The sequence below is a fragment of the Gilliamella sp. ESL0441 genome (genome assembly GCF_019469185.1).
Lineage (GTDB): Bacteria > Pseudomonadota > Gammaproteobacteria > Enterobacterales > Orbaceae > Gilliamella.
This window is the reverse complement of record NZ_CP048264.1, coordinates 820,988-843,604: the sequence shown is the minus strand read 5'-3', so window position 1 is coordinate 843,604 and position 22,617 is coordinate 820,988. Positions and strand designations below refer to the sequence as shown.

The 22,617-nt window shown below is 34.9% G+C and carries 27 protein-coding genes and 1 riboswitch; of the genes, 9 read left to right on the top strand and 18 right to left on the bottom strand.

Going from position 1 to position 22,617, the window contains the following annotated elements; genetic code table 11:
* Positions 1–170: 170 nt before the first annotated feature.
* From GYM75_RS03725 to coaA, 6 genes are all read right to left on the bottom strand, one after another.
* Positions 171–854 (bottom strand): 7-cyano-7-deazaguanine/7-aminomethyl-7-deazaguanine transporter, encoded by a 684-nt coding sequence (locus tag GYM75_RS03725; protein ID WP_220216827.1) that lies wholly within the window; start codon positions 852–854, stop codon positions 171–173.
* Positions 855–971: 117 nt separating this feature from the next.
* Positions 972–2,132, bottom strand: coding sequence for an acyltransferase family protein (locus tag GYM75_RS03720; protein WP_220216826.1), 1,161 nt, complete (start codon positions 2,130–2,132; stop codon positions 972–974).
* Between the two features lie 21 nt (positions 2,133–2,153).
* Entirely contained in the window at positions 2,154–2,813 is a 660-nt protein-coding gene (gene queC / locus GYM75_RS03715) for a 7-cyano-7-deazaguanine synthase QueC (protein ID WP_220216825.1), read from the bottom strand.
* A gap of 27 nt (positions 2,814–2,840) precedes the next feature.
* Positions 2,841–3,314, bottom strand: a complete 474-nt coding sequence (gene queF / locus GYM75_RS03710; RefSeq protein ID WP_220216824.1) for a preQ(1) synthase — start codon at positions 3,312–3,314, stop codon at positions 2,841–2,843.
* 2 nt (positions 3,315–3,316) lie between these two features.
* Positions 3,317–3,361, bottom strand: a riboswitch (PreQ1 riboswitch).
* 241 nt (positions 3,362–3,602) lie between these two features.
* On the bottom strand, positions 3,603–4,040 hold the full coding sequence (locus GYM75_RS03705) for a DUF1090 domain-containing protein (RefSeq protein WP_220216823.1): 438 nt from the start codon (positions 4,038–4,040) through the stop codon (positions 3,603–3,605).
* Positions 4,041–4,057: 17 nt separating this feature from the next.
* Positions 4,058–4,996 carry a type I pantothenate kinase gene (gene coaA / locus GYM75_RS03700; RefSeq protein WP_220216822.1) on the bottom strand — a complete coding sequence of 313 codons (939 nt, stop codon included), beginning with the start codon at positions 4,994–4,996 and terminating at the stop codon, positions 4,058–4,060.
* Between the two features lie 167 nt (positions 4,997–5,163).
* Between coaA and yihI the strand changes: the two genes are divergently transcribed.
* On the top strand, positions 5,164–5,652 hold the full coding sequence (yihI, locus tag GYM75_RS03695; protein ID WP_220216821.1) for a Der GTPase-activating protein YihI: 489 nt from the start codon (positions 5,164–5,166) through the stop codon (positions 5,650–5,652).
* Positions 5,653–5,932: 280 nt separating this feature from the next.
* Entirely contained in the window at positions 5,933–7,336 is a 1,404-nt protein-coding gene (gene hemN, locus GYM75_RS03690; protein ID WP_220216820.1) for an oxygen-independent coproporphyrinogen III oxidase, read from the top strand.
* Positions 7,337–7,424: 88 nt separating this feature from the next.
* Here hemN and rsmC read toward each other — a convergent pair whose 3' ends face one another.
* A complete protein-coding gene (gene rsmC, locus GYM75_RS03685) occupies positions 7,425–8,465 on the bottom strand; it encodes a 16S rRNA (guanine(1207)-N(2))-methyltransferase RsmC (protein WP_220216819.1) in 1,041 nt (346 codons plus the stop codon).
* 87 nt (positions 8,466–8,552) lie between these two features.
* Here rsmC and GYM75_RS03680 point away from each other — a divergent pair, with 87 nt between their 5' ends.
* The 6 genes from GYM75_RS03680 (at position 8,553) to cyaY (ending at position 11,823) form a co-directional block, all read left to right on the top strand.
* Complete coding sequence (locus GYM75_RS03680) at positions 8,553–8,957, top strand: DNA polymerase III subunit psi (protein WP_220216818.1); 405 nt, start codon at positions 8,553–8,555, stop codon at positions 8,955–8,957.
* The gene (gene rimI, locus GYM75_RS03675) at positions 8,929–9,390 is read left to right on the top strand and encodes a ribosomal protein S18-alanine N-acetyltransferase (RefSeq protein WP_220216817.1); all 462 of its coding nucleotides are present in this window, start codon (positions 8,929–8,931) and stop codon (positions 9,388–9,390) included. Before GYM75_RS03680 ends, rimI begins: the two co-directional genes overlap by 29 nt.
* A gap of 21 nt (positions 9,391–9,411) precedes the next feature.
* A complete protein-coding gene (locus GYM75_RS03670; RefSeq protein ID WP_220216816.1) occupies positions 9,412–10,035 on the top strand; it encodes a thiamine diphosphokinase in 624 nt (207 codons plus the stop codon).
* A gap of 81 nt (positions 10,036–10,116) precedes the next feature.
* Positions 10,117–10,881: a hypothetical protein gene (locus GYM75_RS03665; RefSeq protein ID WP_220216815.1), complete on the top strand. Its 765-nt coding sequence runs from the start codon at positions 10,117–10,119 to the stop codon at positions 10,879–10,881.
* Positions 10,882–10,900: 19 nt separating this feature from the next.
* A complete protein-coding gene (locus tag GYM75_RS03660) occupies positions 10,901–11,416 on the top strand; it encodes a surface-adhesin E family protein (RefSeq protein WP_220216814.1) in 516 nt (171 codons plus the stop codon).
* A 98-nt stretch (positions 11,417–11,514) separates the two neighbouring features.
* Complete coding sequence (gene cyaY / locus GYM75_RS03655) at positions 11,515–11,823, top strand: iron donor protein CyaY (protein WP_220216813.1); 309 nt, start codon at positions 11,515–11,517, stop codon at positions 11,821–11,823.
* An 88-nt stretch (positions 11,824–11,911) separates the two neighbouring features.
* Here cyaY and uvrD read toward each other — a convergent pair whose 3' ends face one another.
* The 7 genes from uvrD to GYM75_RS12355 form a co-directional block, all read right to left on the bottom strand.
* Positions 11,912–14,140 carry a DNA helicase II gene (gene uvrD / locus GYM75_RS03650; protein ID WP_220216812.1) on the bottom strand — a complete coding sequence of 743 codons (2,229 nt, stop codon included), beginning with the start codon at positions 14,138–14,140 and terminating at the stop codon, positions 11,912–11,914.
* A 191-nt stretch (positions 14,141–14,331) separates the two neighbouring features.
* Positions 14,332–15,045, bottom strand: coding sequence for a 5-amino-6-(5-phospho-D-ribitylamino)uracil phosphatase YigB (gene yigB, locus GYM75_RS03645; protein WP_220216811.1), 714 nt, complete (start codon positions 15,043–15,045; stop codon positions 14,332–14,334).
* Positions 15,045–15,968 (bottom strand): tyrosine recombinase XerC, encoded by a 924-nt coding sequence (xerC, locus tag GYM75_RS03640; protein WP_220216810.1) that lies wholly within the window; start codon positions 15,966–15,968, stop codon positions 15,045–15,047. The genes yigB and xerC overlap by 1 nt, the downstream gene beginning before the upstream one ends.
* Positions 15,969–15,977: 9 nt before the next feature.
* A complete protein-coding gene (locus tag GYM75_RS03635) occupies positions 15,978–16,712 on the bottom strand; it encodes a DUF484 family protein (RefSeq protein ID WP_220216809.1) in 735 nt (244 codons plus the stop codon).
* A 116-nt stretch (positions 16,713–16,828) separates the two neighbouring features.
* Positions 16,829–17,653, bottom strand: a complete 825-nt coding sequence (gene dapF, locus GYM75_RS03630) for a diaminopimelate epimerase (RefSeq protein WP_220216808.1) — start codon at positions 17,651–17,653, stop codon at positions 16,829–16,831.
* A 142-nt stretch (positions 17,654–17,795) separates the two neighbouring features.
* Positions 17,796–19,049: a diaminopimelate decarboxylase gene (lysA, locus tag GYM75_RS03625; protein WP_220216807.1), complete on the bottom strand. Its 1,254-nt coding sequence runs from the start codon at positions 19,047–19,049 to the stop codon at positions 17,796–17,798.
* Positions 19,050–19,064: 15 nt separating this feature from the next.
* Complete coding sequence (locus tag GYM75_RS12355; protein WP_220216806.1) at positions 19,065–19,232, bottom strand: lipoprotein; 168 nt, start codon at positions 19,230–19,232, stop codon at positions 19,065–19,067.
* A 170-nt stretch (positions 19,233–19,402) separates the two neighbouring features.
* Here GYM75_RS12355 and GYM75_RS03615 point away from each other — a divergent pair, with 170 nt between their 5' ends.
* Positions 19,403–19,738 (top strand): zinc ribbon domain-containing protein YjdM, encoded by a 336-nt coding sequence (locus GYM75_RS03615; protein ID WP_220216805.1) that lies wholly within the window; start codon positions 19,403–19,405, stop codon positions 19,736–19,738.
* Between the two features lie 66 nt (positions 19,739–19,804).
* Here the strand turns inward: GYM75_RS03615 and GYM75_RS03610 are convergent, their stop codons facing one another.
* The 4 genes from GYM75_RS03610 to GYM75_RS03595 form a co-directional block, all read right to left on the bottom strand.
* Complete coding sequence (locus GYM75_RS03610) at positions 19,805–20,701, bottom strand: L-ribulose-5-phosphate 3-epimerase (RefSeq protein WP_220216804.1); 897 nt, start codon at positions 20,699–20,701, stop codon at positions 19,805–19,807.
* A 67-nt stretch (positions 20,702–20,768) separates the two neighbouring features.
* Entirely contained in the window at positions 20,769–21,413 is a 645-nt protein-coding gene (locus tag GYM75_RS03605) for a 3-keto-L-gulonate-6-phosphate decarboxylase UlaD (protein WP_220216803.1), read from the bottom strand.
* 19 nt (positions 21,414–21,432) lie between these two features.
* Positions 21,433–22,125, bottom strand: a complete 693-nt coding sequence (locus GYM75_RS03600) for an L-ribulose-5-phosphate 4-epimerase (RefSeq protein ID WP_220216802.1) — start codon at positions 22,123–22,125, stop codon at positions 21,433–21,435.
* A gap of 3 nt (positions 22,126–22,128) precedes the next feature.
* Positions 22,129–22,602: a PTS sugar transporter subunit IIA gene (locus tag GYM75_RS03595; protein ID WP_220216801.1), complete on the bottom strand. Its 474-nt coding sequence runs from the start codon at positions 22,600–22,602 to the stop codon at positions 22,129–22,131.
* Positions 22,603–22,617: the final 15 nt, after the last annotated feature.

The following is a 22,617-nucleotide window of genomic DNA, read 5'->3' as shown; positions in this document are numbered from 1 at the left end:
TAAAGACAATACCCGTCCTTCGAGTATGACTAATTAAAAATTATCTTTCATTAAAACATATCGTTAAAAGAATATCATTGCCATTAAATGAGGAGAGAAACTCATTTATCCATGAATATAAATGAGTTTTGTAAATAGTGGAAGGCGCTCCGTTACAAAAGCGAACAAAATTATGGATTAGCGTTGGCTAACGTCATTAATCTTTTCATTAAAAAATTTAAAATAACACCGTAAAGAGGTAAGAAGAATAATCCACAAATTAAAATTTTAAAGCTATAGTCAATTGAGGCTATTTCGATCCAATGATTCGCCATAAATTCGTCGTTACTTTGATAAAAGGCAATAGCAAAAAAGACAATTGTATCAATACCATTACCTAACACCGCTGACGCCGAAGGCGCAACCCACCACGCTTTATTTTTTCGTAAATAATTAAACACAGTGATATCCATCAATTGCCCAACCAAATAAGCAGCAAAACTGGCTAATGCAATTCGAAAAACAAAACTGTTAAAATCACACAACGCTGAAAATCCCATCCAATGCCCTTCAAAAAATACAACCGAAATGGAATAAGAGAACAGTAAAGCAGGTATCATGACAACAAAGATAATTCTTCTGGCAAGGCTGGCACCAAATACCCGGATGGTTAAATCGGTGGTTAAAAAGATAAATGGAAAGGTAAATGCTCCCCATGTGGTATGAAAACCGAAGATATCAAACGGGATTTGTACCAGATAATTGCTTGATGCAATAACTAAAATATGAAAAAAAGAGAGCCAACAAAGTGCTTTACGCTGCTGAGCTAGGGTAAATTTTTTCTGTAGTGTGTCTGAGTGAATATCCAAATACATATTCGTTTCCTTTTTTGAATGGGGTGAGAGAACCCATAATGTTTAACGTAAAAATGATGTAATTAAGGTAAAAAATATCGGATAATTCGAATTTAATTACATCGATATTTAATATTTTTAAATTGTTATAAAAAAATGCTTTTTATATAAAATAAAAGCAATCAACCAACAAATACCGACAATGAATAAGGCATAGATAAAAGAACTGGGATAGTTTCCAAAATATTGAGCTAAAACTTTTGAATACAGAAATTGTCGCAAACTCAATGAATCAGAATGATAAACCAGCGTCATTCTACGCGTTATGATCGAAATAATACCGGCGATAACAAAAATGAATAAAGAATTCATGCCAAATGGGATAAAACAATGAACAGCGTTTTTGTATTTTTTGATATCAATCAACCAAATTAATAAGGCAAATAACACACAACCTATACCACAAGTCACCAATACGAATGACGGTGACCAGATTTTTTTATTAATTGGGCAGATAAAACTCAAAATAAACCCTATTATAGAAAAAATTATCCCGTATTTAATCAAGATTTTGATTTTGTCGACAATGACATTAGTAGCAAATATTTGTTTGGCTATACAAAAGCCAATAAGGACTTGAGCAATGGCCGGAAAAGTACTTAATACCCCTTCCGGCTCAAAATAAATACCATCATCAAAATACATACGCTCTTCACCCAAAATCATTTTATCGACTTTAGCAATAATGTTGTTACTTTTTTGCTCAAACCCGTTGCCCAAATATAAGATGAAAAAATAAAAAAGTAATATTTGAACGATCAGAATAGGCAAATATTTTCTATCAAAACATAAAATAATAAGAGAAGAAAACAAATAACAGATCGCTAAACGCTGTAAAATGCCCATAATTCGGATTTGATCTATGCAAGACAAAGCTTCAACCATCCGCTCATGAAACGGCAGCCAATTAAAATATTTATACAAAGTAAGAAAACCCGAAAACCAAGCAATCAATAATCCAATAGCAAAAATGATCAGTGTTCTTTTCAAAATTTTAATTAGCAAAATTTTATTAAGCTTAAATTCTAATTTATTTAAGGAAATATAAGTCGAAACTCCCATAATAAACATAAATAGAGGAAAGATGAGATCGGCAAAAGTCAGCCCGTTCCATTTAGCATGCCTAAGTAAAGGATAAATTGCATTTGGCGACCCAGGATTATTCACTAAAATCATTCCTGCAATGGTCATTCCTCGCAATACATCCAATGAGACTAATCGTTGTTGATGGTCAGACATGCTATTACCCTTTAAATAATATTATTTAGTGTTATGAGTTAAATAATGATTTAACCCTTTTTCTCGCAGCTCACAACTTGGGCACTGACCACATCCGCCGTCAACCCCGTAATAACAAGTGTGAGTGTGTTGTCGGATATAATCAAGATAACCGAGTTTATCAGCCATTTCCCATGTTTGCGCTTTAGTGAGATACATTAAAGGGGTGATGATGTTAAACGTGTAATCCAAGGCTAAATTCATCGATACATTCATGGATTTAATAAAGATATCTCGACAATCCGGATAACCACTAAAATCAGTTTCACATACGCCAATAATAATATCTTGAATAGCGTGTTGTTTGGCATAACACCCCGCTAACAATAAAAATAGCATATTACGCCCGTCAACAAAGGTATTCGGATAATTCCCTTCTTGAGCGGCTTTGATTTCTTGTGAGTCATCAATCAAGGCATTATTGGTCGTTTGTTTGATCACTGAAGTATCAATCAGGGTTTGCTTTACACCAAGATCGTCAGCAATCCATTTGGCTTTTTCAAGCTCAATGGCATGTCGTTGACCGTATTGAAAGCTGATTGTTTCAACGTTTTCACGTCCATAATCAGCAATGGCTTGCAGCAGGCAAGTGGTCGAATCTTGCCCACCCGAAAATATCACAAGTGCTTTACGATGTTGCATTAAAAAATTCCTGTTAGGCTGATGAGATTAGCGATTATCGACTTTTTCAGGATAAAGATCGTGATTAGCTAAACGATTAAGCGCAATTTGTTCCCAGTGAGTGCCGGGTTTACCGTAATTAGCATAAGGATCAATAGAAATACCACCTCGTGGCGTAAACTTACCCCAGACTTCGATGTATTTGGGATCCATTAATTTAATCAGATCTTTCATGATGATATTAATGCAATCTTCATGATAATCACCATGATTACGGAAGCTGAACATATAGAGCTTAAGTGATTTACTTTCGACCATTTTGATATTCGGTACATACGAAATGTAGATCGTTGCAAAATCGGGTTGACCGGTGATAGGACAAAGACTGGTAAATTCCGGACAATTGAATTTTACAAAATAGTCATTACCAGGATGTTTATTATCAAAGGTTTCCAGAATTTCTGGACAATAAGTTGTCGGATAGCGAACAGACTGATCGCCTAATAGTGTAACGTTACTCATAATTTTCCTTAGTTTTTTTGCGTGGGAGGTTTACGAACCACGTGATAAGGCGCACACCTTACCTTTTTTTGTGATAAAAGTCTAGCCTATTGCTTAATCACTCCGCATAACGGGGTTAAACGCAAAGTTAACTTAATTTGCTTGAAAATTGGGTCATTTTGGTTAAACAATAGTAATGGGTGTGGAATAAGAAAATTGTCATCATCAACGGGATAACACACAACGTTATTACTATTTTGATGATGACAATTTGGAGAATAATGTTAATAAAAGCTAAAAAACTAAGATTTATTTCGATTTCACTGCTTTGTAAAAGTTGTCCAATTTATCTTTAGCTTCCGCAAGTTCTTTTTCAGCATCATTTAATTTTGCGGTTTTTTCTTCGATTTTTTGGTTATCACCTTTGAGTTTTGCCTCTGCTAAATCTTTTTGTCTTTCTGCTACTTTTTCAGTTTTTTCGTTAATATTTTTTTTGTATTCGGCTTCTAAATTATCATCTTTACAATGCATTTTGACATTTAACAATGCTTTTTCTAATCCTTGAACACGTTCAACATTATCGGTTTTTTGGGCTTCAGTAATTTGTGCTTCAATTGCCTCTTTTTTGCCGGCACACGTTTGCCCTTCATGATCATCAACGTTTGCGGCACAAACACCTAATGTAAGGGTTGTTAAAAAAGAAAGCAGTGTTAATTTACTTACAGACGACTTAATTGTTGATTTCATAATAATTCCTCTTAAGTTTATTTTCTTAATTGAACACAATCGACTTTATGGTTTTTGCCTTTCGTTAATATTAAACTTGCTCGCTCTCTTGTCGGTAAAATGTTTTCGATCAAATTTAATTCATTGATTTCTCGCCAAAGACGATTAGCGATATTTATCGCTTCTTGCTCTGGAAGCTGTGAATAATGATTAAAATATGAGTTAGGATCACTAAAGGCGCCAGCTCGAAATTTTAAAAAACGATTCACATACCAATCATGTAGAAGCGACAAATCCGCATCAACATAGATCGAAAAATCAACATAATCCGAAACAAAGACTCGGTTGGTATTTTGTGTAAAATTTAAGGTTCCTTGTAATACGTTTAATCCTTCTAAAATGAGAATATCAGGACTATCTATAACGATTTCTTCATTATCAACAATATTATAAACCAGATGTGAATAGACGGGTGCTTTAACTTGAGATTGACCTGATTTTACATCAGCAACAAAATTGATCAACCTTTTAATATCATAAGATTGTGGAAAGCCTTTTTTGTTCATTATGCCACGCTCTTCAAGATATTTATTAGGATATAAAAAACCATCCGTGGTGACTAATGCAACTTTTCGATGTTCAGGCCAACGACTTAATAGTGCTTGTAAAACGCGTGCAGTTGTACTTTTACCTACTGCTACACTCCCTGCTATACCGATAACATAAGGAATTTTTTGGGTTTTACCTAAAAATTTGGCAAGAACAGCCTGACGGCTAAAACTATTATTAATATAGTAGTTGAGCAATCGGGATAAGGGTAAGTAAATTTCGCTGACTTCATCTATGGACAAATCTTCATTAATCCCTTGCAATGAAGTCAGTTCTTCAGGGGTTAATGTCATGGGTTCAGCATTACGCAAACTAGCCCATTCTTGGCGGCTAAACTGCATATAGGGACTAAGATGATTTTTCATCATGTCGTGTTCTCAAATTCCATCTATTTAAATTGATTGGGTTAAGATTATACATAAATCTTAACTTTTACAATCATAAATTAGCATTGATGCATGATCATAGCTATATTGAAGACTAACTGATAAAATAGCCTAAATAAATATTTGTCCTAATATTAAACAGAGATTATATGTTAAAAACCAAATCGAAACAAAAACAGAAAAAAACCCGTCAAGAGATTAATGAAGAATCTTGGGCACTCAAGCGAAAACGCAAACATAAAGGCTTACCAAGTGGTTCTCGTTTCAATAATGAAACCCAAAAAAATAAACCAACTACTAAAACCGTTAAAGATCCGCGCATTGGTAGTAAAAAACCGATTTCGTTAATTGCTGATGAATCAGTGAAATCGACCAATAAAATCAAACAACCGAAAACGCAAAAATTAGTTCTTTCACCCGAGCAAGAATTGGAACAACTGGAAAACGATCCTAAATTAGAGCAATTACTTGATTTAGTCGAAAGTGGAAGCCAATTAACAAAAGAGCAACAAACATATCTCGATACTAAATTAAATCGTATCGATGAATTGATGCAGCAACTCGGTTATAGTGTTGATGATTTTGAAGATGAAGAAGAGAAACAAGAAGATATTGTGAGTTTATTGAAACGTAATTGACGTCATACCTGAACAAATTTACATTAATTTATTGTGATATATAATGCGATGAATTTGTGATAGTTTGGCTGTTAAAATATCAACATCAATCTGTTCCGTCGAATGAATGTACAATCAAATATTTAATAATGAGAGCCAATCATTATGCCTATGTTAATCATGCTTAGTTTATATATTGGACTATTTATTTGTACTTTACTCTATCTTCGAAAAACGAATCGGATTAAATTTCGTGTTAAGGCAAAACAGAAAACGATTTTAAAAGGTCATGGAAAAAGTCATGTCAAAGACAAAATTAGACGAAAATAATAGCTTAGCAGAAACACAATTGTGGGATCAAAGTTTAATTGAAAAATACAATTATTCAGGCCCACGCTATACTTCTTATCCTACTGCGTTAGAGTTTAATGAAAATTTTAGCCAACAAGACTTTATCTTGTCCGCCACCCGCTTTGCGGATAGACCTTTATCGCTTTATGTTCATATCCCATTTTGCCATAAACTTTGTTATTTTTGTGGGTGTAATAAACTGGTTACCCGACAAACCCAAAAAGTCACCCAATACTTAGATATACTGGAACGGGAAATAGCTTCACGTTCTCAGTTATTTAAAGATCGCACCGTCACTCAAATGCATTGGGGAGGCGGTACACCGACTTTTTTAACGCATGACGAGATTACTCGACTTATTACCTCGTTAAAAAAGCACTTCCATTTTGATACCCACGCTGAACTTTCAATCGAAATCGATCCAAGGGAAATTACCCCACAAACTATTGATCATCTAGCCAATTTGGGCTTTAATCGATTAAGTATGGGGATTCAGGATTTTAATCATGAAATACAGAATTTAATCAATCGTGAACAAGATGAACAACTCATTCGATCCTTGATCCTTCAAGCAAGAAAAAACCGTTTTCATTCAATTAGTTTAGATCTTATTTATGGATTACCTAAACAAACGGTTGACAGTTTTACCGAAACATTGGATAAAGTGATTGATATCTCACCCGATCGTTTAAGTGTCTTTAATTATGCCCATTTACCTAGCCGATTTGCAGCACAACGCAAAATTAAAGACCACGATTTACCTAATGCTCATGCAAAATTACAGATTTTACAGACCAGTATTCAAAAGTTAACCCAAGCAGGGTATCGCTTTATTGGTATGGATCATTTTGCAAAACCGACTGACGAACTGGCAATTGCCCAGCAGCAAAATAAATTACATCGAAATTTCCAAGGTTATACTACCCAAGGGAAGGCGGATTTATTAGGGCTTGGCGTATCAGCCATTAGTATGCTGGGTGATAGTTATGCACAAAATCAAAAAGATCTTAAACTTTATCAACAACAAGTTGAATTAAGTGGTAATGGTTTATGGAAAGGGTTTTCCTTAAAGGAAGATGATAAAATTCGTCGTGATGTGATAAAACAGCTTATTTGTCATTTCTATTTAGATAAACAAGCGATTGAACAGCGGTATCAAATCCGATTTGATCACTATTTTGCCGAAGATTTAACCTTGCTTGACCCATTAGTCAAAGATGGATTAGTCACAGTAACAGACGATGCCATTATTGTTAATCCTAAAGGCCATCTGCTTATCCGTAATATTTGCATGTGTTTTGATAGCTATATGAGACAACAAGCACGGCAACAGCAGTTTTCAAGAGTGATTTAGTCACTAATTCCCCCCACTCTTTTGATGATGTATTAAAGGCAAAGTTACGGTAAAAACCGTAACTTTTTTGCTTGCTTGGAATTATCAGTTAATGACAAGCTAAATAAACTCTAAATTTGGTTGTTTGTGCAATGACTTCAACGCTTTTGAAGGTTTCGTCTAAAATAGCTTGATAAGGTAAAAATGAGTTTGCCACAATACAAAGGTAGCCATTTAATTTTAAATGTTTTTTTGCCTCTTTAATCAGTGTGTTTACTGCCGTATAACTGGTTTCTTTACCATCATGAAAAGGGGGATTAGACACAATAAGATGATATTTATCATTAATATTTGAAAATACATCGCTGGCAACAACCGTTGCATCAATATGATTGGCATTTATCGTTGCTTTACTTGATTCAATGGCAGCAACGCTAACATCAGACAAAGTAAGATTGATTTCAGGATACAATTTACCCAACACGGTTGATAACACCCCTGCTCCGCATCCTACATCTAACACATTGCCTTTAATAATATCAGCATGATCAACTAACGCATTTATTAGCAGTTCACTTCCGGCATCTAATCCTTTTTGACTAAATACGCCCGGTAAACTCTTAATTTCAATATCTTGATCTTCAATGGATAAATGATAATTTAACCACCATTCACTAAGATCAAATGCCAAACGACTTTCAGCTTGAAAATGATACAAACCACAACGCCTTGCGCTGTCAATTTTTTGGATGACACCAAAATCAGCGAGAAGCGACTCAACACTTTTCACCCCCGTTCGATTTTCACCAACAATAAAGATATCACTATCTTTTGGCATATTATTTAATAGATAAGAGAGCTGAAATTGGGCTTCGCTTTTTGTTTTTGGCCAATAATAGATTAACGTATTCATGCCGTTACAAAAATCTTCATTAGGCAGAAGAGAAAAATCGATTTCAGTGCCTTTGCGACTATTTTTTAGACGCAAATAGGTATGAAATTGTGAACAATGAATTTTAACTTGATTAGCAGCAATAACGATGGGATAACTATCTTGGATATCACCAGCAATAATAATATTTTTATCGCTAAATAATGTTTGGTGGCGTTCAAGTACTTGACTTGCAGGAGTAAAAGCGGATGTTGCCATAATGCCTCAATGAAAAACCTTTATAAATTGATGCAATGATTATACAATTAACTAACTTTAATCTCTAATAAAAACATAAATTGAATAATGGCTCAGCTTGATTGGTATTTACAGCAATGTAATATAACGCAATATGTATTGCGTAATGCGCATGTTTTTAAAGGTGAAATAGCGACACATATCAGCGATAATATCCGTTTAATTGTTGTTGCTGACAACAAACCTAATCAAAAAATCTATTATGATATTTTGAATGCAATCGGTCTTAAGGAAGATCAGGTTTTAGTGTTAACACCCGCACAATTAATCATGCCTGCAAACGAAGTAAATACAGTTATTTGGTTTATCGATATAAAGCCGGATAATTCTTGGGTAAATCCACTTATTATTGAAACAGTTAATTTGGATCTTTTAGCAACTCAACCGAAACAAAAACGCCAACTTTGGCAACAATTATGTCAATATGAAAACTATTTCCACCCTGAGCACTGATGATTTAGAAGAAGTTTATAAAATTGAATTACTATGTCATGCTATACCTTGGTCAAAAAAAACATTAGCTTCTAATCAAGGCGAACATTACTTAAATCTGAAAGTTGAAATTAACCATCAAATTGTTGGATTTTGTATCTGCCAAAACGTTGCCGATGAAGCAAACTTATTTAACATAGCAATTCATCCTCAATTTAGAGGGCAAGGACTAGCTAAAGATTTATTGAATAATTTAATTGAACGCTTATTACAAATCACTTCACCCCATGTTATTAAAACATTATGGTTAGAAGTGAGAGAATCAAATTATCCAGCAATTGAGTTGTATAATTCTGTCGGATTTAATGAAATAACAGTTCGAAAAAATTATTACCCAACCGTTAGTGGTGAACAAGAAGATGCAATTATTATGGCCTATACATTAGCTTTATAAAAAAGCCTAAAGGAAATAACAATGACGCAACGTAAAGCTCTTTTGTTTGTTAATGGTGAAATACCTAAAAACTTTCCTAACGATCTAGATAACTATAACCATATTGCTTGCACAGATGGAGCTTATCATAATTATTTATCTCGCACTGCTATTGTACCTGAATTTATTATTGGAGACTTAGATAGCTTAAATAAACAGGAAAAAATACCTCATTCCATTAAAATAATCCAAACGCCAGATCAGAATTATACTGATTTCGAAAAAGCAATTTTATTTTTAGCAGACAAAGGCGTTACACAATTTATAATATATGGCGCTTCAGGGAATGCTAGCGACCATTTTCTGGGTAATCTTTCAGTCGCAATGAAGTACTATCAAAAATATGATTTTATGTTTTATGATAATTTTGGTCGCTTCTTTTTTGCTAACCATCAACATCAGATAAAAAATGTTAAAAATCATACGATTTCATTAATTCCATTGTCAAAAGTCAACCATTTAACAATTACTGGTTTTCAGTACCCTTTAGAAAACCAAACTCTCACTTTTGGTGGTTTAATCAGTTTAAGAAATAAAGCAATATCCGATACAGTTAAAATCTCTTTTAAAAATGGAAATTTACTCGTTTTCATTGAAGATTTATAACGTAAAGATTGACTGCAATATTTACAGTACTTTACAATATCATAATAATTTCTTAATAAATATTTGTCCAAGGACACGATTATGCTTTTAAAAAAACTTTCTGTGTTTGTCGGTGCATTACTTATTTCATGTATCACATTAGCACAGCAAGAGATGAATCTAAAAAAAACAGATCAAGTATTTGATGCTTTTTTACAGTGCGATAAACAGTTTTTTAAAAAGTTAGCAGAAAATAAAATTTCATTTAATCACTATGTTGATGTAACAACTTCAGATAATGTTACCTATATTTCAGTTGAATCTATAAAAAATGGAGAAGAAAATAAGGTCACATTCAAAAAAGTTTATCCATATCATGGTTTAACCGTTTCAGGCTATCGAAATTTAAATATTTCGACCGCTACATCCGGTAAATTCTATTATTGGGGATTTATTTTGGATAATTCCGTTGAAGAAGTGAAAAAGACATTAACGAATATTAATTGGCAAAAATACAATTCCAACATTTATAATGCAAATGCTAAAATTTATGAAATCAAATCTCATTCTTATAGTTGGCAAGATAATCCTTATTCTATCGATAATGTTATTCCCAAAATTGGTAGTGCTGAAAAATCACTATTTTTAGAAATACTTCCTAACAATCAAAGTCAATTAACTTGCTCTCTTCAAGGAGACGTAGACAAAACACTTCTATACAGTATACGTCCGGATATAAAAGTTATTGTAAAGAAAATGGAAAATGAACATAAAGAGAGTTCAAAAAAAATAAAACAGCTAAAAGAGTTAGACTATAAAAAACAACCTCAAAATGAGGTTTATATTAACTTACAAAAACAAAGCTAAAAAAGGAGATAAAATTCAAATGAAAAAATTAGGATTATTATTATTTCTTTTTACTTTTTCAGTACTTAGTGAACCGGATCTAACAAAATCAAAAGCTGAAACTAAAGTTGATATGAATAAAGAATATGAGAAGTTGAAAAATTCCAGTATTGGTGAACAATTTATTCCAATTTATAAAAGCTATGAAAATAATTCAATCGGCTACGCTTTTATTAATAAAAGTTCTGTTAAATTGCATCCTTATAACAAAAATATTCGTGTGTTTGATAAAGTAATTAATTATATTCCTGCATTAAATCATGCAACAAATGATGACTCACATATCCCGTATCATTCTGAAGTAATTGAACAATATGCTAATTGCGATAACATGGAAATTGCTAATGGTAAGTCACAATATTATGCAAACTATTTTGGAGACGGAAAGTTGATTTATAGTCATCAAGCTATTAACCGCTGGCAATCAACGACGCTGGGAACAAATCAACGTGTTTTTCTAATTATTGCTTGTTCCTTACCGCTTATAAATGAATAACAGCCAATGTTGTCTGCTGCAATACTTCATTAAGTAGCAGACATCGGGGCTTTATGCTAATATCGTGACATTCCCTATCTTGAAATGATTAAAGCTAAATGAACATTACACAATTTCGAACATTAACCGAACAATTATTTAATAATATTGAAATTTACCTGGATGATTATTCAGAAGAGCATGACATTGATATCGATTATGAAACAAATGGAAATGTGATTACTATTAGCTTTCCAAACAGTAGTAAAATCATAGTAAATACACAAGAACCGTTATATCAAGTCTGGTTAGCAACCTCTAAACAAGGATATCATTTTGATTATATTGATGATCAATGGATATGTAGCCGTACTAACCAAAATTTTAAAACTGTTTTTTCCGACTCGGTAGCAGAACAATCAAATTAAAACTCATTTAATACAGCTAAAAAGGATCGATATTGATAATATGGATCCCTTCTATTCATAGCAATTAGCGGTAATCGCAAACATCCAATTAAAGCAAGGTTAAATTAGCTAACTTAATGACAAGCCATTTGATTCCTTCGTTAACAAAAGCGATTTGAACACGTCGGTGATCACCTTCACCATCAAGATTGATTATTGTACCTTCACCAAAACGATGATGTTTAACTTTTCTACCTAAGGTATATCCATCACTTTCGCGACTTTTATCCAGATAAGATTGTCTACGATTCTGTTGAAACTGCTTTTCTTGACGGATTTGAGCTGATTGACCTTCTGGTGGTGCAAAGAATCCACGATAACTGATTTCATTTAATCTTTCGATTGGCAATTCAGCTAAAAAACGAGAAGGTAAGTTACGTTCTTCACGACCATAAAGGCGTCTTAATTCACATAACGATAAGGTTAAATGCTTGCGTGCTCGTGTAATACCGACATAAGCGAGACGCCTTTCTTCTTCCATTCTGTCAATGTCTAGTGCTGAACGCTGTGCTGGAAACAGCCCTTCCTCAAGCCCCACAATAAAGACATTATCAAATTCAAGTCCTTTTGCGGCATGTAATGTCATCAATTGAACAGAATCTTGTTCTTTTAACACATCTCGGCTTTCTAACGATGTATAAGCTAAAAATGATTCAAGCACGGTTAAGGTCTGACCGGTTTCACTATCTTCAATCACGGTATTTTCATTATTACGATAAAACTGTTCAGCTGCCGACACTAACTCTTCAAGATTTTCAAGTCGAGATTGTCCTTTAATGCCTGGCTCTTGCTCATACATTTGTTGGATTCCTGACGATTTGATTAGGAAATCAAGTTGTTGATAAAACGGTATTTGTGCGACTTCATCATAAATTGATCCCATAAGTTCAAGAAAACGGCTTACCCCAGATCGCTGCCGTTCAGTTAATCCATTCATTTGAATTAACATCAAGCACGCATTCCATAATGAAATATTATTTTGTTTGGCTGTTAATCTGATTTTATCAAGGGTCACATTACCGATACCCCGCGTTGGTGTATTCACCGTTGCTTCAAATGCCATATCGTTATCGTGATCATGTAGAAGCCGTAAATAAGCAAGTGCTAACTTGACTTCTTGCCGTTCATAAAACCGAATCGACCCATAAATCTGGTAAGGTAAACCTGCTTGTAATAGTGTGTCTTCAAAAAGTCGAGACTGCACGTTATTGCGGTATAAAATGGCACAACTGGAATATTTTTCACCAGCATCATGGTGTTTTTTTATCTGCCCAATAACAAATCTGGCTTCATCAATATCATTGAAACCGACATAGAGAGAAATCTTTTCGCCTTCACTGCGATCTGTCCACAAATTCTTACCTAATCGATTCTGATTTTTAGCAATAAGTTTATTAGCGGCATCTAAAATCGTACTGGTTGAACGATAATTTTGCTCTAATCGAATAATTTCGGTTTCTGGAAAATCATTAATAAAGAGTTGTAAATTATCAGCATTCGCACCACGCCAACTATAAATTGATTGGTCATCATCGCCAACAATCATGACATTAGCTGTTGTACCGGCTAATTTTTTTACTAAACAATATTGAATATGATTCGTATCTTGGAATTCATCAATTAAAATATTTGAAAAACGATGTTGACAGTAACTTAATACATCTTTGTCACTGCACAATAATTCATAAGCACGTAAAATAAGCTCCGAAAAATCAACATAGCCAACTCTGTCACAAATTGCTTGATAGTCATTATAGATGGTCTGCCACATTATCTGCTTAGGATCTTCAGGTATCAGATCTTTAGCGCGTAAGCCTTTCTCTTTTTGATTAGAAATAAAACTTGCACACTCTTTTGCTGACCACTGTTTTTCATCAATTTTTAATTCACGAAAAATCCGTTTAATAAGGCGGATCTGATCTTCAGTATCGATCAATTGAAAATTGGATGGTAATTTAGCTTGCTGAGAGAACATGCGTAATAAACGGTGGGTTAATCCATGAAATGTTCCAACCCACATACCATTAAAATAACCTTCACCAATGAGATGTTGTATACGCTCTTGCATTTCAGCCGCAGCTTTATTGGTGAATGTAACGGCAAAAATGGAATGAGGCGAATAATGTTTTTCAATACAAAGCCATGCAATACGATGAACGAGTACCCGTGTTTTTCCACTACCAGCACCGGCAAGCACAATGGTGTATTGATTATCGGTGGTCACCGCATCTTTCTGTTCGGTATTAAGGTCGTCTAATAATGATTGTTTTTTTTCCATTATGTTAAAACCTGTAGTAATCATAGCAATTCTTGATAGGTTTTGAATTTAAACCTAATATCAATCAATTCTTTTCAGTTAATCTGTCGTGCTTAGGTTGTCATCAAAAAGGATGTAAAGATAGGCGTAATTTTAAAGCAATTGATGATGATCGTGTAGCTTACTGTCTATTTATACATATTTAAAATAAATTATAGCAGATTATCCAGTTCTGATAAATGATTGATTTCAATATGCGGCAAACATCTGGCATCACCAAGATGATAAATATCTTGCCCATAAATATTAATCCAACAAGCTAATAAACCATTATTTACTGCGCCGTTAACATCTGTTAATAGATTATCACCGATATGTAAAACGTGCTTTGCTGGTACGGCTAACTTGTTAACGGCCAAATTGAATATCTCAGGAAAAGGTTTAGAACGACCATCCGCCCCACCCCGCAGTGAAAATTGAAAGTAATCACTTAATCCTATTTTATGAATATCCACATTGCCATTGGTGATCACCGCTAAGGGTATTTTACTGGCAAGTGTTGCCAATAATTGATGCGTTGATTCAGAGATTTGCATTTTATGACGCCAAAAGTTAAAGCACGCCATAGATTGCTGAACGATATCATCAATGTTAAATGTGGATACCCCCATTTTAAGGAGTAGAGATTTAATCGTTTCGATTCGCCAAATAACCACATCGTGATAGATTTCGGGATTTAGAGCTAATACCTGTTGTTTTTCAGTATGAAGATCTGACAAGGTGATATTTTTTAGCTGTTCATGTTGTCTTAGTGTTTTGATGATTTCATCTTCAGCTCTTTCAACAATCATGCTGTTGTCATATAACGTATCATCAAGATCAAATGTCATCGCTTGAATGCGGTTAATTGATCGGTAAAAACGCATTACTTTCTTCCTCTTTTTGCTCTTGGATGTGCAGAATCATAAACATCTGATAAATGTGAAAAATCAAGGTGAGTATAAACTTGAGTGGTTGACAAATCGGCATGTCCGAGTAACTCTTGCACCGCACGCAAATCTCGACTGGATTCTAACATATGGGTCGCAAAAGAGTGACGCAATTTATGCGGATGAATATGCGAACTTAATCCCTGCTTGATTCCCCACTCTGCGAATCTTTTTTCAACATTTCTTGGTGAAATTCGACGCCCCAATTTTGATATAAATAAAGCATCATCTTGAGGCTCTAAAAAATCTCTCATTGATAACCAATGTTTAATCCATTTAATCGATTCTCTGCCAAGTGGTAGTTTTCGTTCTTTATTACCTTTCCCTATCACACGTATTTCACCATCGATTAAGTTCAATTCTCGGCAATTAATATTGACTAATTCAGAAAGACGAAGACCTGAACCGTACATAACTTCAAGCATTGCTCGATCACGGACAGATAAAGGATCATTATACTCAATATTAAGCAATTGATTAATTTCATCAATATCGATATTTTTGGGAAGATGTTGCCCTACTTTGGGATTTAACACGCCACGAGCAGGATTAGCCTTCATTAACCCATTTTTAACCATCCAATCACAAAAACTTCGTAATGCCGATAACCTTAATGACAAGCTTCTTGCTTGTAAACCTGCTTGTTTACTTCTGCCGATTAATAAACGAACCGCTGACGAATCGAGATCTTGCCAATTGAATATTTCTGCTGTTTTTGCTAATTCAATAATGGCATAGAGTTGACGTCGATAATTGATTTGCGTGTTTAAACTGAGTTGTCTTTCGGATTTTAAGTAATTTAAAAATTGTTCAACTGGCTTAGTTAATAATGCAATATGCTCTTGATTAGGATTATTCATTAGTTGTCCTTATCTTCTTCGCATAATCCACCTTTCAATCAATATTGGCAATACTTCACTTATTTTTTCTAATAAAAGTGTCCCTTGTCCAGATTGATAATGATGTGGATTAGCACTAGTAAATATTAATATGCCTAAGTCGCCAAATTTCCCTAACAATGATAAAGCAACCGAACCGACATTGTTACGTTCAGGTATTAAGAAATCTAATTCAGTTGCATTTAAAGTACCTAAATATTGATAGCTATATTGCAAATGCCGGACACGAATAAAATCGAATTGGGAAGCATTTAACGCTAAATGATGATAATTTGATGGTGCACTTAATAACCATTTATCGTCAAAGAGATAAAGATATGCTCCATTTAATCCCAACGATTTTGCCCATAAACTAAGTAATTGCACTAATTCATTAGGGTCAGATGCTTGAATCAATTGAATCTGAAGATTTAATAATTGACTAAACAGCTGCTCATTTGCCGTAGCATGTTCCATTAACAGCGTAATTTCAGATTCAAGCTGTTTTATTTTATTACGTTGTCTTGCCATATGCCACTCCGTTAGGGAAACTGCACCACGGACTGGATGAGGTACTTGCATACTCTCTACTTGACTAGCATTGCGAATAAAAAAATTCGGATTTTGAATTAGAAATTGGCTAACTGCTTCATCATTTAATTTAACCTGCTGAAATCGTTGGTTAATAGCTTTAGCTTTTGAATTCTGCCTTTTTTTAACAACCATAATTAATGTCTATTTATTTGTTTTTAGAAATTAAAGTTAACCAATTTGTTCTATTTTATTATTAAACTTGATTTGTCTTAGAAAATAAATCAATTAAATTTTTTTATAAGTTAGATTTAAAAAGAGATAAAACCATCATAAACATGTGTTGCTGGCCCCGTCATATAAAGTGGTTGATTTTCGCCTTTCCACTCAATCAGCAATTTGCCCCCCGGTAAATTGACATTTACAGTCGGATTTAACAAGCCTTGATTAATTCCTACCGCGACCGCTGCACACGCACCAGTCCCACATGCTTGGGTTTCACCGACTCCACGTTCGAATACGCGCAAATTGATGTTGTTACGATCGATGATATGCATAAATCCAATATTTGCCCGTTCAGGAAAACGTTCGTGTTGCTCTAATAGTGGCCCCAGCGTACTCACTTGAGCAGTTAAGATATTATCGACTTGTATTACACAATGTGGATTACCCATTGAGGCAACTCCACATAAAATGGTTTGTTCTTGTGCTCTGATAATATAGGTTTTTTCTTCTTTAATCGCTTTAAAAGGCACCTTATTTGGCTCAAAAATAGGTACCCCCATGTTCACTCGAACGGTTTCATCATCGTTAACGGTTAAAACAATGTTCCCTTTCATGGTACTGACTTTTAACACACGTTTTTTGGTCAGGCCTTTCAAACGAACAAAACGCGCAAAACAGCGCGCGCCATTACCACATTGTTGAACTTCTGTCCCGTCCGAATTAAAAATACGATAGTGAAAATCGCTATCAGGTGAATAAGGCGGTTCAACAATCAGTAACTGATCAAACCCAATACCGGTATATCTATTAGCCAGACGCTTAATTAAATCCGGAGATAGATGAACATTTTGCGTTACCGCATCAATAACCATAAAGTCATTTCCCAGTCCATGCATTTTTGAAAAGTTCATCATCATCTACCTTTTATCATCAAAGATTACTATATCTTTAATAACTGTTTATTGATTCGTTTTATTTTAAAAACGTCATAAACAACTTATTAAGATTCATCATTTTTGTTTAACCAGTTATAACCTATACATTAATGGATAGCTAAAACACGTGTTCTCCACGCCATAAGTCGTCAAACGTTTCGCGTTGACGAATCAACTTATGCTGTTGTTGATCAATCAGCATCACTTCTGCTGGGCGAGGATGGCTGTTGTAATTTGAAGCCATGCTAAACCCATAAGCACCTGCGCTACATATCACGACTAAATCATCTTGTTTGACAGATAGCTCACGTTGATAAGCAAGTACATCACTTGATTCACAAATCGGCCCAACAACGTTGTATATAAAGGTTTTATCTTCCGCTTGTTGCTCTTTTTCGGGTAATATACGCATCCAAGCTTCATAAAGCGCTGGACGAATTAAATCATTCATCCCCGCATCGACTATTGCAAAATGGTTATCATCTTGATGTTTAGTGTATTCCACTTTCGTAATGAGTAAACCTGCATTAGCCACTATTGAACGCCCCGGTTCAAATATTACTTCGAGATCTGGATAATGCGCTAATTTTTTCAATAATTCAGTCACCAGTAGCGATGCCGTTGGTGGTTGCTCATCATCATAACAAACGCCTAACCCGCCACCTAGATCAATATGTTGTATCTGAATATTTTCTGATTTTAATTTATCGACTAATAAAAGTATACGTTCAGCGGCATCCAAAAACGGCGATAACTCGGTGAGTTGCGAGCCGATATGACAATCAATACCAACAATGTTAATATTGGATAATGCTTTTGCTTGACGGTACACCTCAATCGCTAATTGGTAACTAATACCAAATTTGTTTTCTCGTAAACCGGTTGAAATATACGGATGCGTTTTTGCATCAACATCGGGATTAATTCTTAAAGATATAGCAGCGACTTTACCAAGACGTTTTGCAATATCATTGATTCGATATAATTCTGCTTCTGATTCAACATTGAAGCATTTTATACCTACTTGTAAGGCTCGTTCAATTTCGACAATGGATTTCGCCACGCCCGAAAAGACAACTTTTTTGGGATCTGCACCCGCTTTGAGTACTCGTTCTAGCTCACCTTGTGAAACAATATCAAACCCTGAACCTAACTTAACTAACAACTGTAATACCGCTAAGTTACTATTCGCTTTGACCGCATAACAAATTAAGTGTTTACGATGAGTAAGTGCATGCTTGTAAGCTAAAAACTGCTGAGTGATATAGTCAGCAGAATAGACATATAAAGGGGTACCATATTGTTTGGCTAAATCATCAATAGCAATTTGATCAGCCAATAAATGACCATTTTGATAATGCAAAAAATTCATTGTTTCTTTCCTAACTTAAGCAACTTTATTTATTATTTGTTCTTGATTCAAACTATTCATAGTTGTTTGGTCTGTTTGATTATTGGATGCTTCTGTAGGATGATATAAAGGCCCTTTTAGACCGCACCCCACAATAGATAGAATGAGCAAAAACATCGAAAGTAATTTTATTAATGATTTCATATAATATTCACAATATTCTAGATTTTTATGATAACGACTATATTACACGATAGCCCTAATCGTGCAAAGCGCTAATAATAGGTTTACCAAAGAACAAGGCAAAATCTAAAGTCAGGGAATTTGATAATAATTATGCTATAATTAAACTTTTTAATACGACAGGAAACAAGATGGAATCAACAAATCACTGCCCTACCTGTGGATCAGAATATACTTATCCCGACGGTAATTTAATTGTCTGCTCAATGTGTGCTCATGAGTGGGATCCTAATCAAGCAACGACTGAATCATCTCAACGTGAAGTGAAAGACAGCAACGGTAATTTATTAGCGGATGGCGATGATGTATTATTGATTAAAGACCTTAAATTAAAAGGTTCATCGACTGTGCTAAAAAAAGGGGCAAAAGCGAAAGGGATTCGTTTAGTCGACGGTGATCATGAAATTGATTGTAAAATCGATGGCATGAAAATTATGCTTAAAGCCTGTTTTGTCAAAAAAGCTTAATGCATTGAATGCTTCATCTTTTTCAATAAGATGAAGCGTTGATTTACAATCAAATCATGTTTGATTTTATATTGAATTAAATATAGGAAATCCTGCCTGTTCGCCAATTGCCTTTAATCTGTTTTGAGCTGTGATAATATTTTCTTTCCATTTGTCATCTTTTGCCCACATCTCAATAACTAACGGTGCTGAATAGTTCATCATTTTAAGTGTTTTAAGTATGGAAAGAAAATCAACCTCACCTTCACCAATGACAAGATCTCTAAATTGTCCTGAATAATTCTTTTTCACTTTTAAGGTGTCTTTCAGATGAATTTGGACGATATGATCACGACTTAACAATAATTCAGTACATGTATCGTAGTTCCAACCCGTGATATTTCCAACATCAGGATAAGCCATGAAGTAAGGGGAATTCACTTCCCGTTTTAAAATTTCAAATTTACTGAGTGAATTTAGGTAATTAGTATCCATAATTTCAACTGCCAACATTATCCCAACTTTTTCCGCTTGTTTAGCTGACCATTGCATACCTTCAATGAAACGTTGGTGAGTCTTGTTATTGGCTGGTTCATAATAGACATCATACCCTGCTAACTGAATCACTCGTATTCCAAGCTTATAAGCCAAACGAAGTGCTTTATTCATGATGTCTTTAGCTTGGTTGCGGACTGTTTCATCTGCTGAGCCAAACGGATATTTACGATGTGCACTTAAACACATTGAATGTAGTGGTATCTGATTTTGCTCACATAATCGTTTTAGTGCATAGATTTCGTCATCAGACCAATCGAGCCTTGCTCGACGCTCATCTGATTCATCTATTGATATCTCAATAAAATTAAATCCTAATGATTTTGCTTCCTGCAATTTTTGTTGCCATGAAAGTTCATTAGGCAATGCCTTTTCATAAATACCAATATGATTGGTCTGTAGAGTGGGATCGATTGCAAATGTTGACATAGTTAAAACCTGCTCATATCTTTATTATTTTAAAAATGCAGTCGCCGTAACGACTGCAATCTATCACTTACCAATATTTTGCTATTTGCTCTCTTAATGCTTGAGCCGTTTTTTTACCATTTTCATTGGCAAGAGCTCGACCAGCAATGAAGGCTTTGGTTTTAATGCCAGCAAACAAGTGGATATCTTCCGGTACAATTCCCCCTGTGATTGAAAGCTCTAGTCCTAAATCTGAAAGCTGACGCATTTTAACCAAATCCTCCTTACCCCAACCTACGCCAGCTAATTCCGCATCTCGAGAACGGTGATAAATTGCCTGTTTTATCCCCAATTTACACCAAGCTTTTGCATCTTCTAATGTCCAATGCCCATACAATTCGATTTGGATTTCGCCTTTAAACTCATCGGCGACTTTCTTACATGCTTCAACCGTGGCTATGTGCGCAGCTGCCGATACGGTTAACCAATTAGCGCCAGCAGAAAAAGCCATTTTTGCTAATATTGCTCCGCCATCGGTAGTTTTTAAATCACAGACTAAAATATGATCGGGATAAAGTTGTCGTAATGTTTTTACACTTTCCATGCCTGCCCCAAATGCAAGAATAGTGCCGACTTCAATAATGTCGACAAATCCTGACACATTTTTAGCAACATCTAATGCTGGTTTTAATTCAGTTTGATCTAAGGCGATTTGTAATTTAGGTGCTGTCATTTTTATTTCCTTGTTCATTTTATTTTTGACCGTAATAAGCGTTTGCGCCATGTTTGCGAAAATAGTGCTTATCAGATAAGGTTTGTTGTATTTTAATGGTTTGATTGAGCTGACGAGTTGCAATTGCCATCATAGCGACTTCTTCCAGTACCACAGCATTATGTACGGCATCGATAGCATTTTTTCCCCAACAAAATGGAGCATGTCCAGAAATCACAGCGCCAGGCATGGCTTTTGGATCCACGCCTCGACGCTTGAACTCCTCAATAATGACAAGTCCTGTATTTTTCTCATAATCGGTCGCAATTTCACTATCGGTTAACCGACGAGTACAAGGTACATCACCATAAAAGTAATCGGCATGCGTTGTACCTAAGGCTGGGATGTCTAATTCTGCTTGAGCCCAGATAGTGGCATACCGCGAGTGGGTATGGACAATGCCACCAATATTTTCAAATGCTTTATAGAGTTCAAGATGTGTGGCTGTATCACTGGACGGATTGAGTTTGCCTTCTACAATTTCCCCTGTTAATGAAAGCACAACAATGTCATCTACAGTCATCGCACCGTACTCAACACCTGAAGGCTTTATGGCAATAACGCCTTTTGTGCGATCAATTTCTGATACGTTGCCCCAAGTAAAAGTAACCAGATTATATTTAGGTAACAGTAAATTAGCGTGTAAAACCCTTTCTTTTAAAGCTTGATACATAAACTAGCCTCCATTTAAAGCCCGATCAATGACTGCATAGACATCTTCTTTACTGTTACAACGTCTTAATTTATCGAGATCAACACCTGTTTCGCTATTTTCATCATCTAAAATTTGTGTGACTTCCATTAATCCTTCCATATGTTGATCAGACGTACTCCCAGCTAAGGTGACAAGCACGTCAACCGGTTCATCTTCTCCATCAAAATAGACAGGATTTTGTAAGGTTACCAAGGCAAAAGCGGTACGATTAACACCATCTTCAGGTCTGGCATGCGGCATAGCGAGATTAGGCGCAATGATAATGTAAGGTCCCATGGATTTTACACAACGGATAATGGCATCGTGATAAGATGGTTCAATTGCTTTTGATGCTACTAACATATCGGTACCAAGCTTGACTGCATCTTCCCAATTTGCTGCTTTTGCTTTGAGTAAAATTGAATTATTTTCGATTAAAGATTCTTTGAAAGCCATATTGCGCTCCTTTTT

Bases quoted from the DNA above. Each gene is read 5' to 3' on its own strand.
- GYM75_RS03725 (WP_220216827.1), bottom strand. From the start codon at position 854: ATGTATTTGGATATTCACTCAGACACACTACAGAAAAAATTTACCCTA.
- GYM75_RS03720 (WP_220216826.1), bottom strand. From the start codon at position 2,132: ATGTCTGACCATCAACAACGATTAGTCTCATTGGATGTATTGCGAGGA.
- queC (WP_220216825.1), bottom strand. From the start codon at position 2,813: ATGCAACATCGTAAAGCACTTGTGATATTTTCGGGTGGGCAAGATTCG.
- queF (WP_220216824.1), bottom strand. From the start codon at position 3,314: ATGAGTAACGTTACACTATTAGGCGATCAGTCTGTTCGCTATCCGACA.
- GYM75_RS03705 (WP_220216823.1), bottom strand. From the start codon at position 4,040: ATGAAATCAACAATTAAGTCGTCTGTAAGTAAATTAACACTGCTTTCT.
- coaA (WP_220216822.1), bottom strand. From the start codon at position 4,996: ATGATGAAAAATCATCTTAGTCCCTATATGCAGTTTAGCCGCCAAGAA.
- yihI (WP_220216821.1), top strand. From the start codon at position 5,164: ATGTTAAAAACCAAATCGAAACAAAAACAGAAAAAAACCCGTCAAGAG.
- hemN (WP_220216820.1), top strand. From the start codon at position 5,933: ATGTCAAAGACAAAATTAGACGAAAATAATAGCTTAGCAGAAACACAA.
- rsmC (WP_220216819.1), bottom strand. From the start codon at position 8,465: ATGGCAACATCCGCTTTTACTCCTGCAAGTCAAGTACTTGAACGCCAC.
- GYM75_RS03680 (WP_220216818.1), top strand. From the start codon at position 8,553: ATGGCTCAGCTTGATTGGTATTTACAGCAATGTAATATAACGCAATAT.
- rimI (WP_220216817.1), top strand. From the start codon at position 8,929: ATGAAAACTATTTCCACCCTGAGCACTGATGATTTAGAAGAAGTTTAT.
- GYM75_RS03670 (WP_220216816.1), top strand. From the start codon at position 9,412: ATGACGCAACGTAAAGCTCTTTTGTTTGTTAATGGTGAAATACCTAAA.
- GYM75_RS03665 (WP_220216815.1), top strand. From the start codon at position 10,117: ATGCTTTTAAAAAAACTTTCTGTGTTTGTCGGTGCATTACTTATTTCA.
- GYM75_RS03660 (WP_220216814.1), top strand. From the start codon at position 10,901: ATGAAAAAATTAGGATTATTATTATTTCTTTTTACTTTTTCAGTACTT.
- cyaY (WP_220216813.1), top strand. From the start codon at position 11,515: ATGAACATTACACAATTTCGAACATTAACCGAACAATTATTTAATAAT.
- uvrD (WP_220216812.1), bottom strand. From the start codon at position 14,140: ATGGAAAAAAAACAATCATTATTAGACGACCTTAATACCGAACAGAAA.
- yigB (WP_220216811.1), bottom strand. From the start codon at position 15,045: ATGCGTTTTTACCGATCAATTAACCGCATTCAAGCGATGACATTTGAT.
- xerC (WP_220216810.1), bottom strand. From the start codon at position 15,968: ATGAATAATCCTAATCAAGAGCATATTGCATTATTAACTAAGCCAGTT.
- GYM75_RS03635 (WP_220216809.1), bottom strand. From the start codon at position 16,712: ATGGTTGTTAAAAAAAGGCAGAATTCAAAAGCTAAAGCTATTAACCAA.
- dapF (WP_220216808.1), bottom strand. From the start codon at position 17,653: ATGAACTTTTCAAAAATGCATGGACTGGGAAATGACTTTATGGTTATT.
- lysA (WP_220216807.1), bottom strand. From the start codon at position 19,049: ATGAATTTTTTGCATTATCAAAATGGTCATTTATTGGCTGATCAAATT.
- GYM75_RS12355 (WP_220216806.1), bottom strand. From the start codon at position 19,232: ATGAAATCATTAATAAAATTACTTTCGATGTTTTTGCTCATTCTATCT.
- GYM75_RS03615 (WP_220216805.1), top strand. From the start codon at position 19,403: ATGGAATCAACAAATCACTGCCCTACCTGTGGATCAGAATATACTTAT.
- GYM75_RS03610 (WP_220216804.1), bottom strand. From the start codon at position 20,701: ATGTCAACATTTGCAATCGATCCCACTCTACAGACCAATCATATTGGT.
- GYM75_RS03605 (WP_220216803.1), bottom strand. From the start codon at position 21,413: ATGACAGCACCTAAATTACAAATCGCCTTAGATCAAACTGAATTAAAA.
- GYM75_RS03600 (WP_220216802.1), bottom strand. From the start codon at position 22,125: ATGTATCAAGCTTTAAAAGAAAGGGTTTTACACGCTAATTTACTGTTA.
- GYM75_RS03595 (WP_220216801.1), bottom strand. From the start codon at position 22,602: ATGGCTTTCAAAGAATCTTTAATCGAAAATAATTCAATTTTACTCAAA.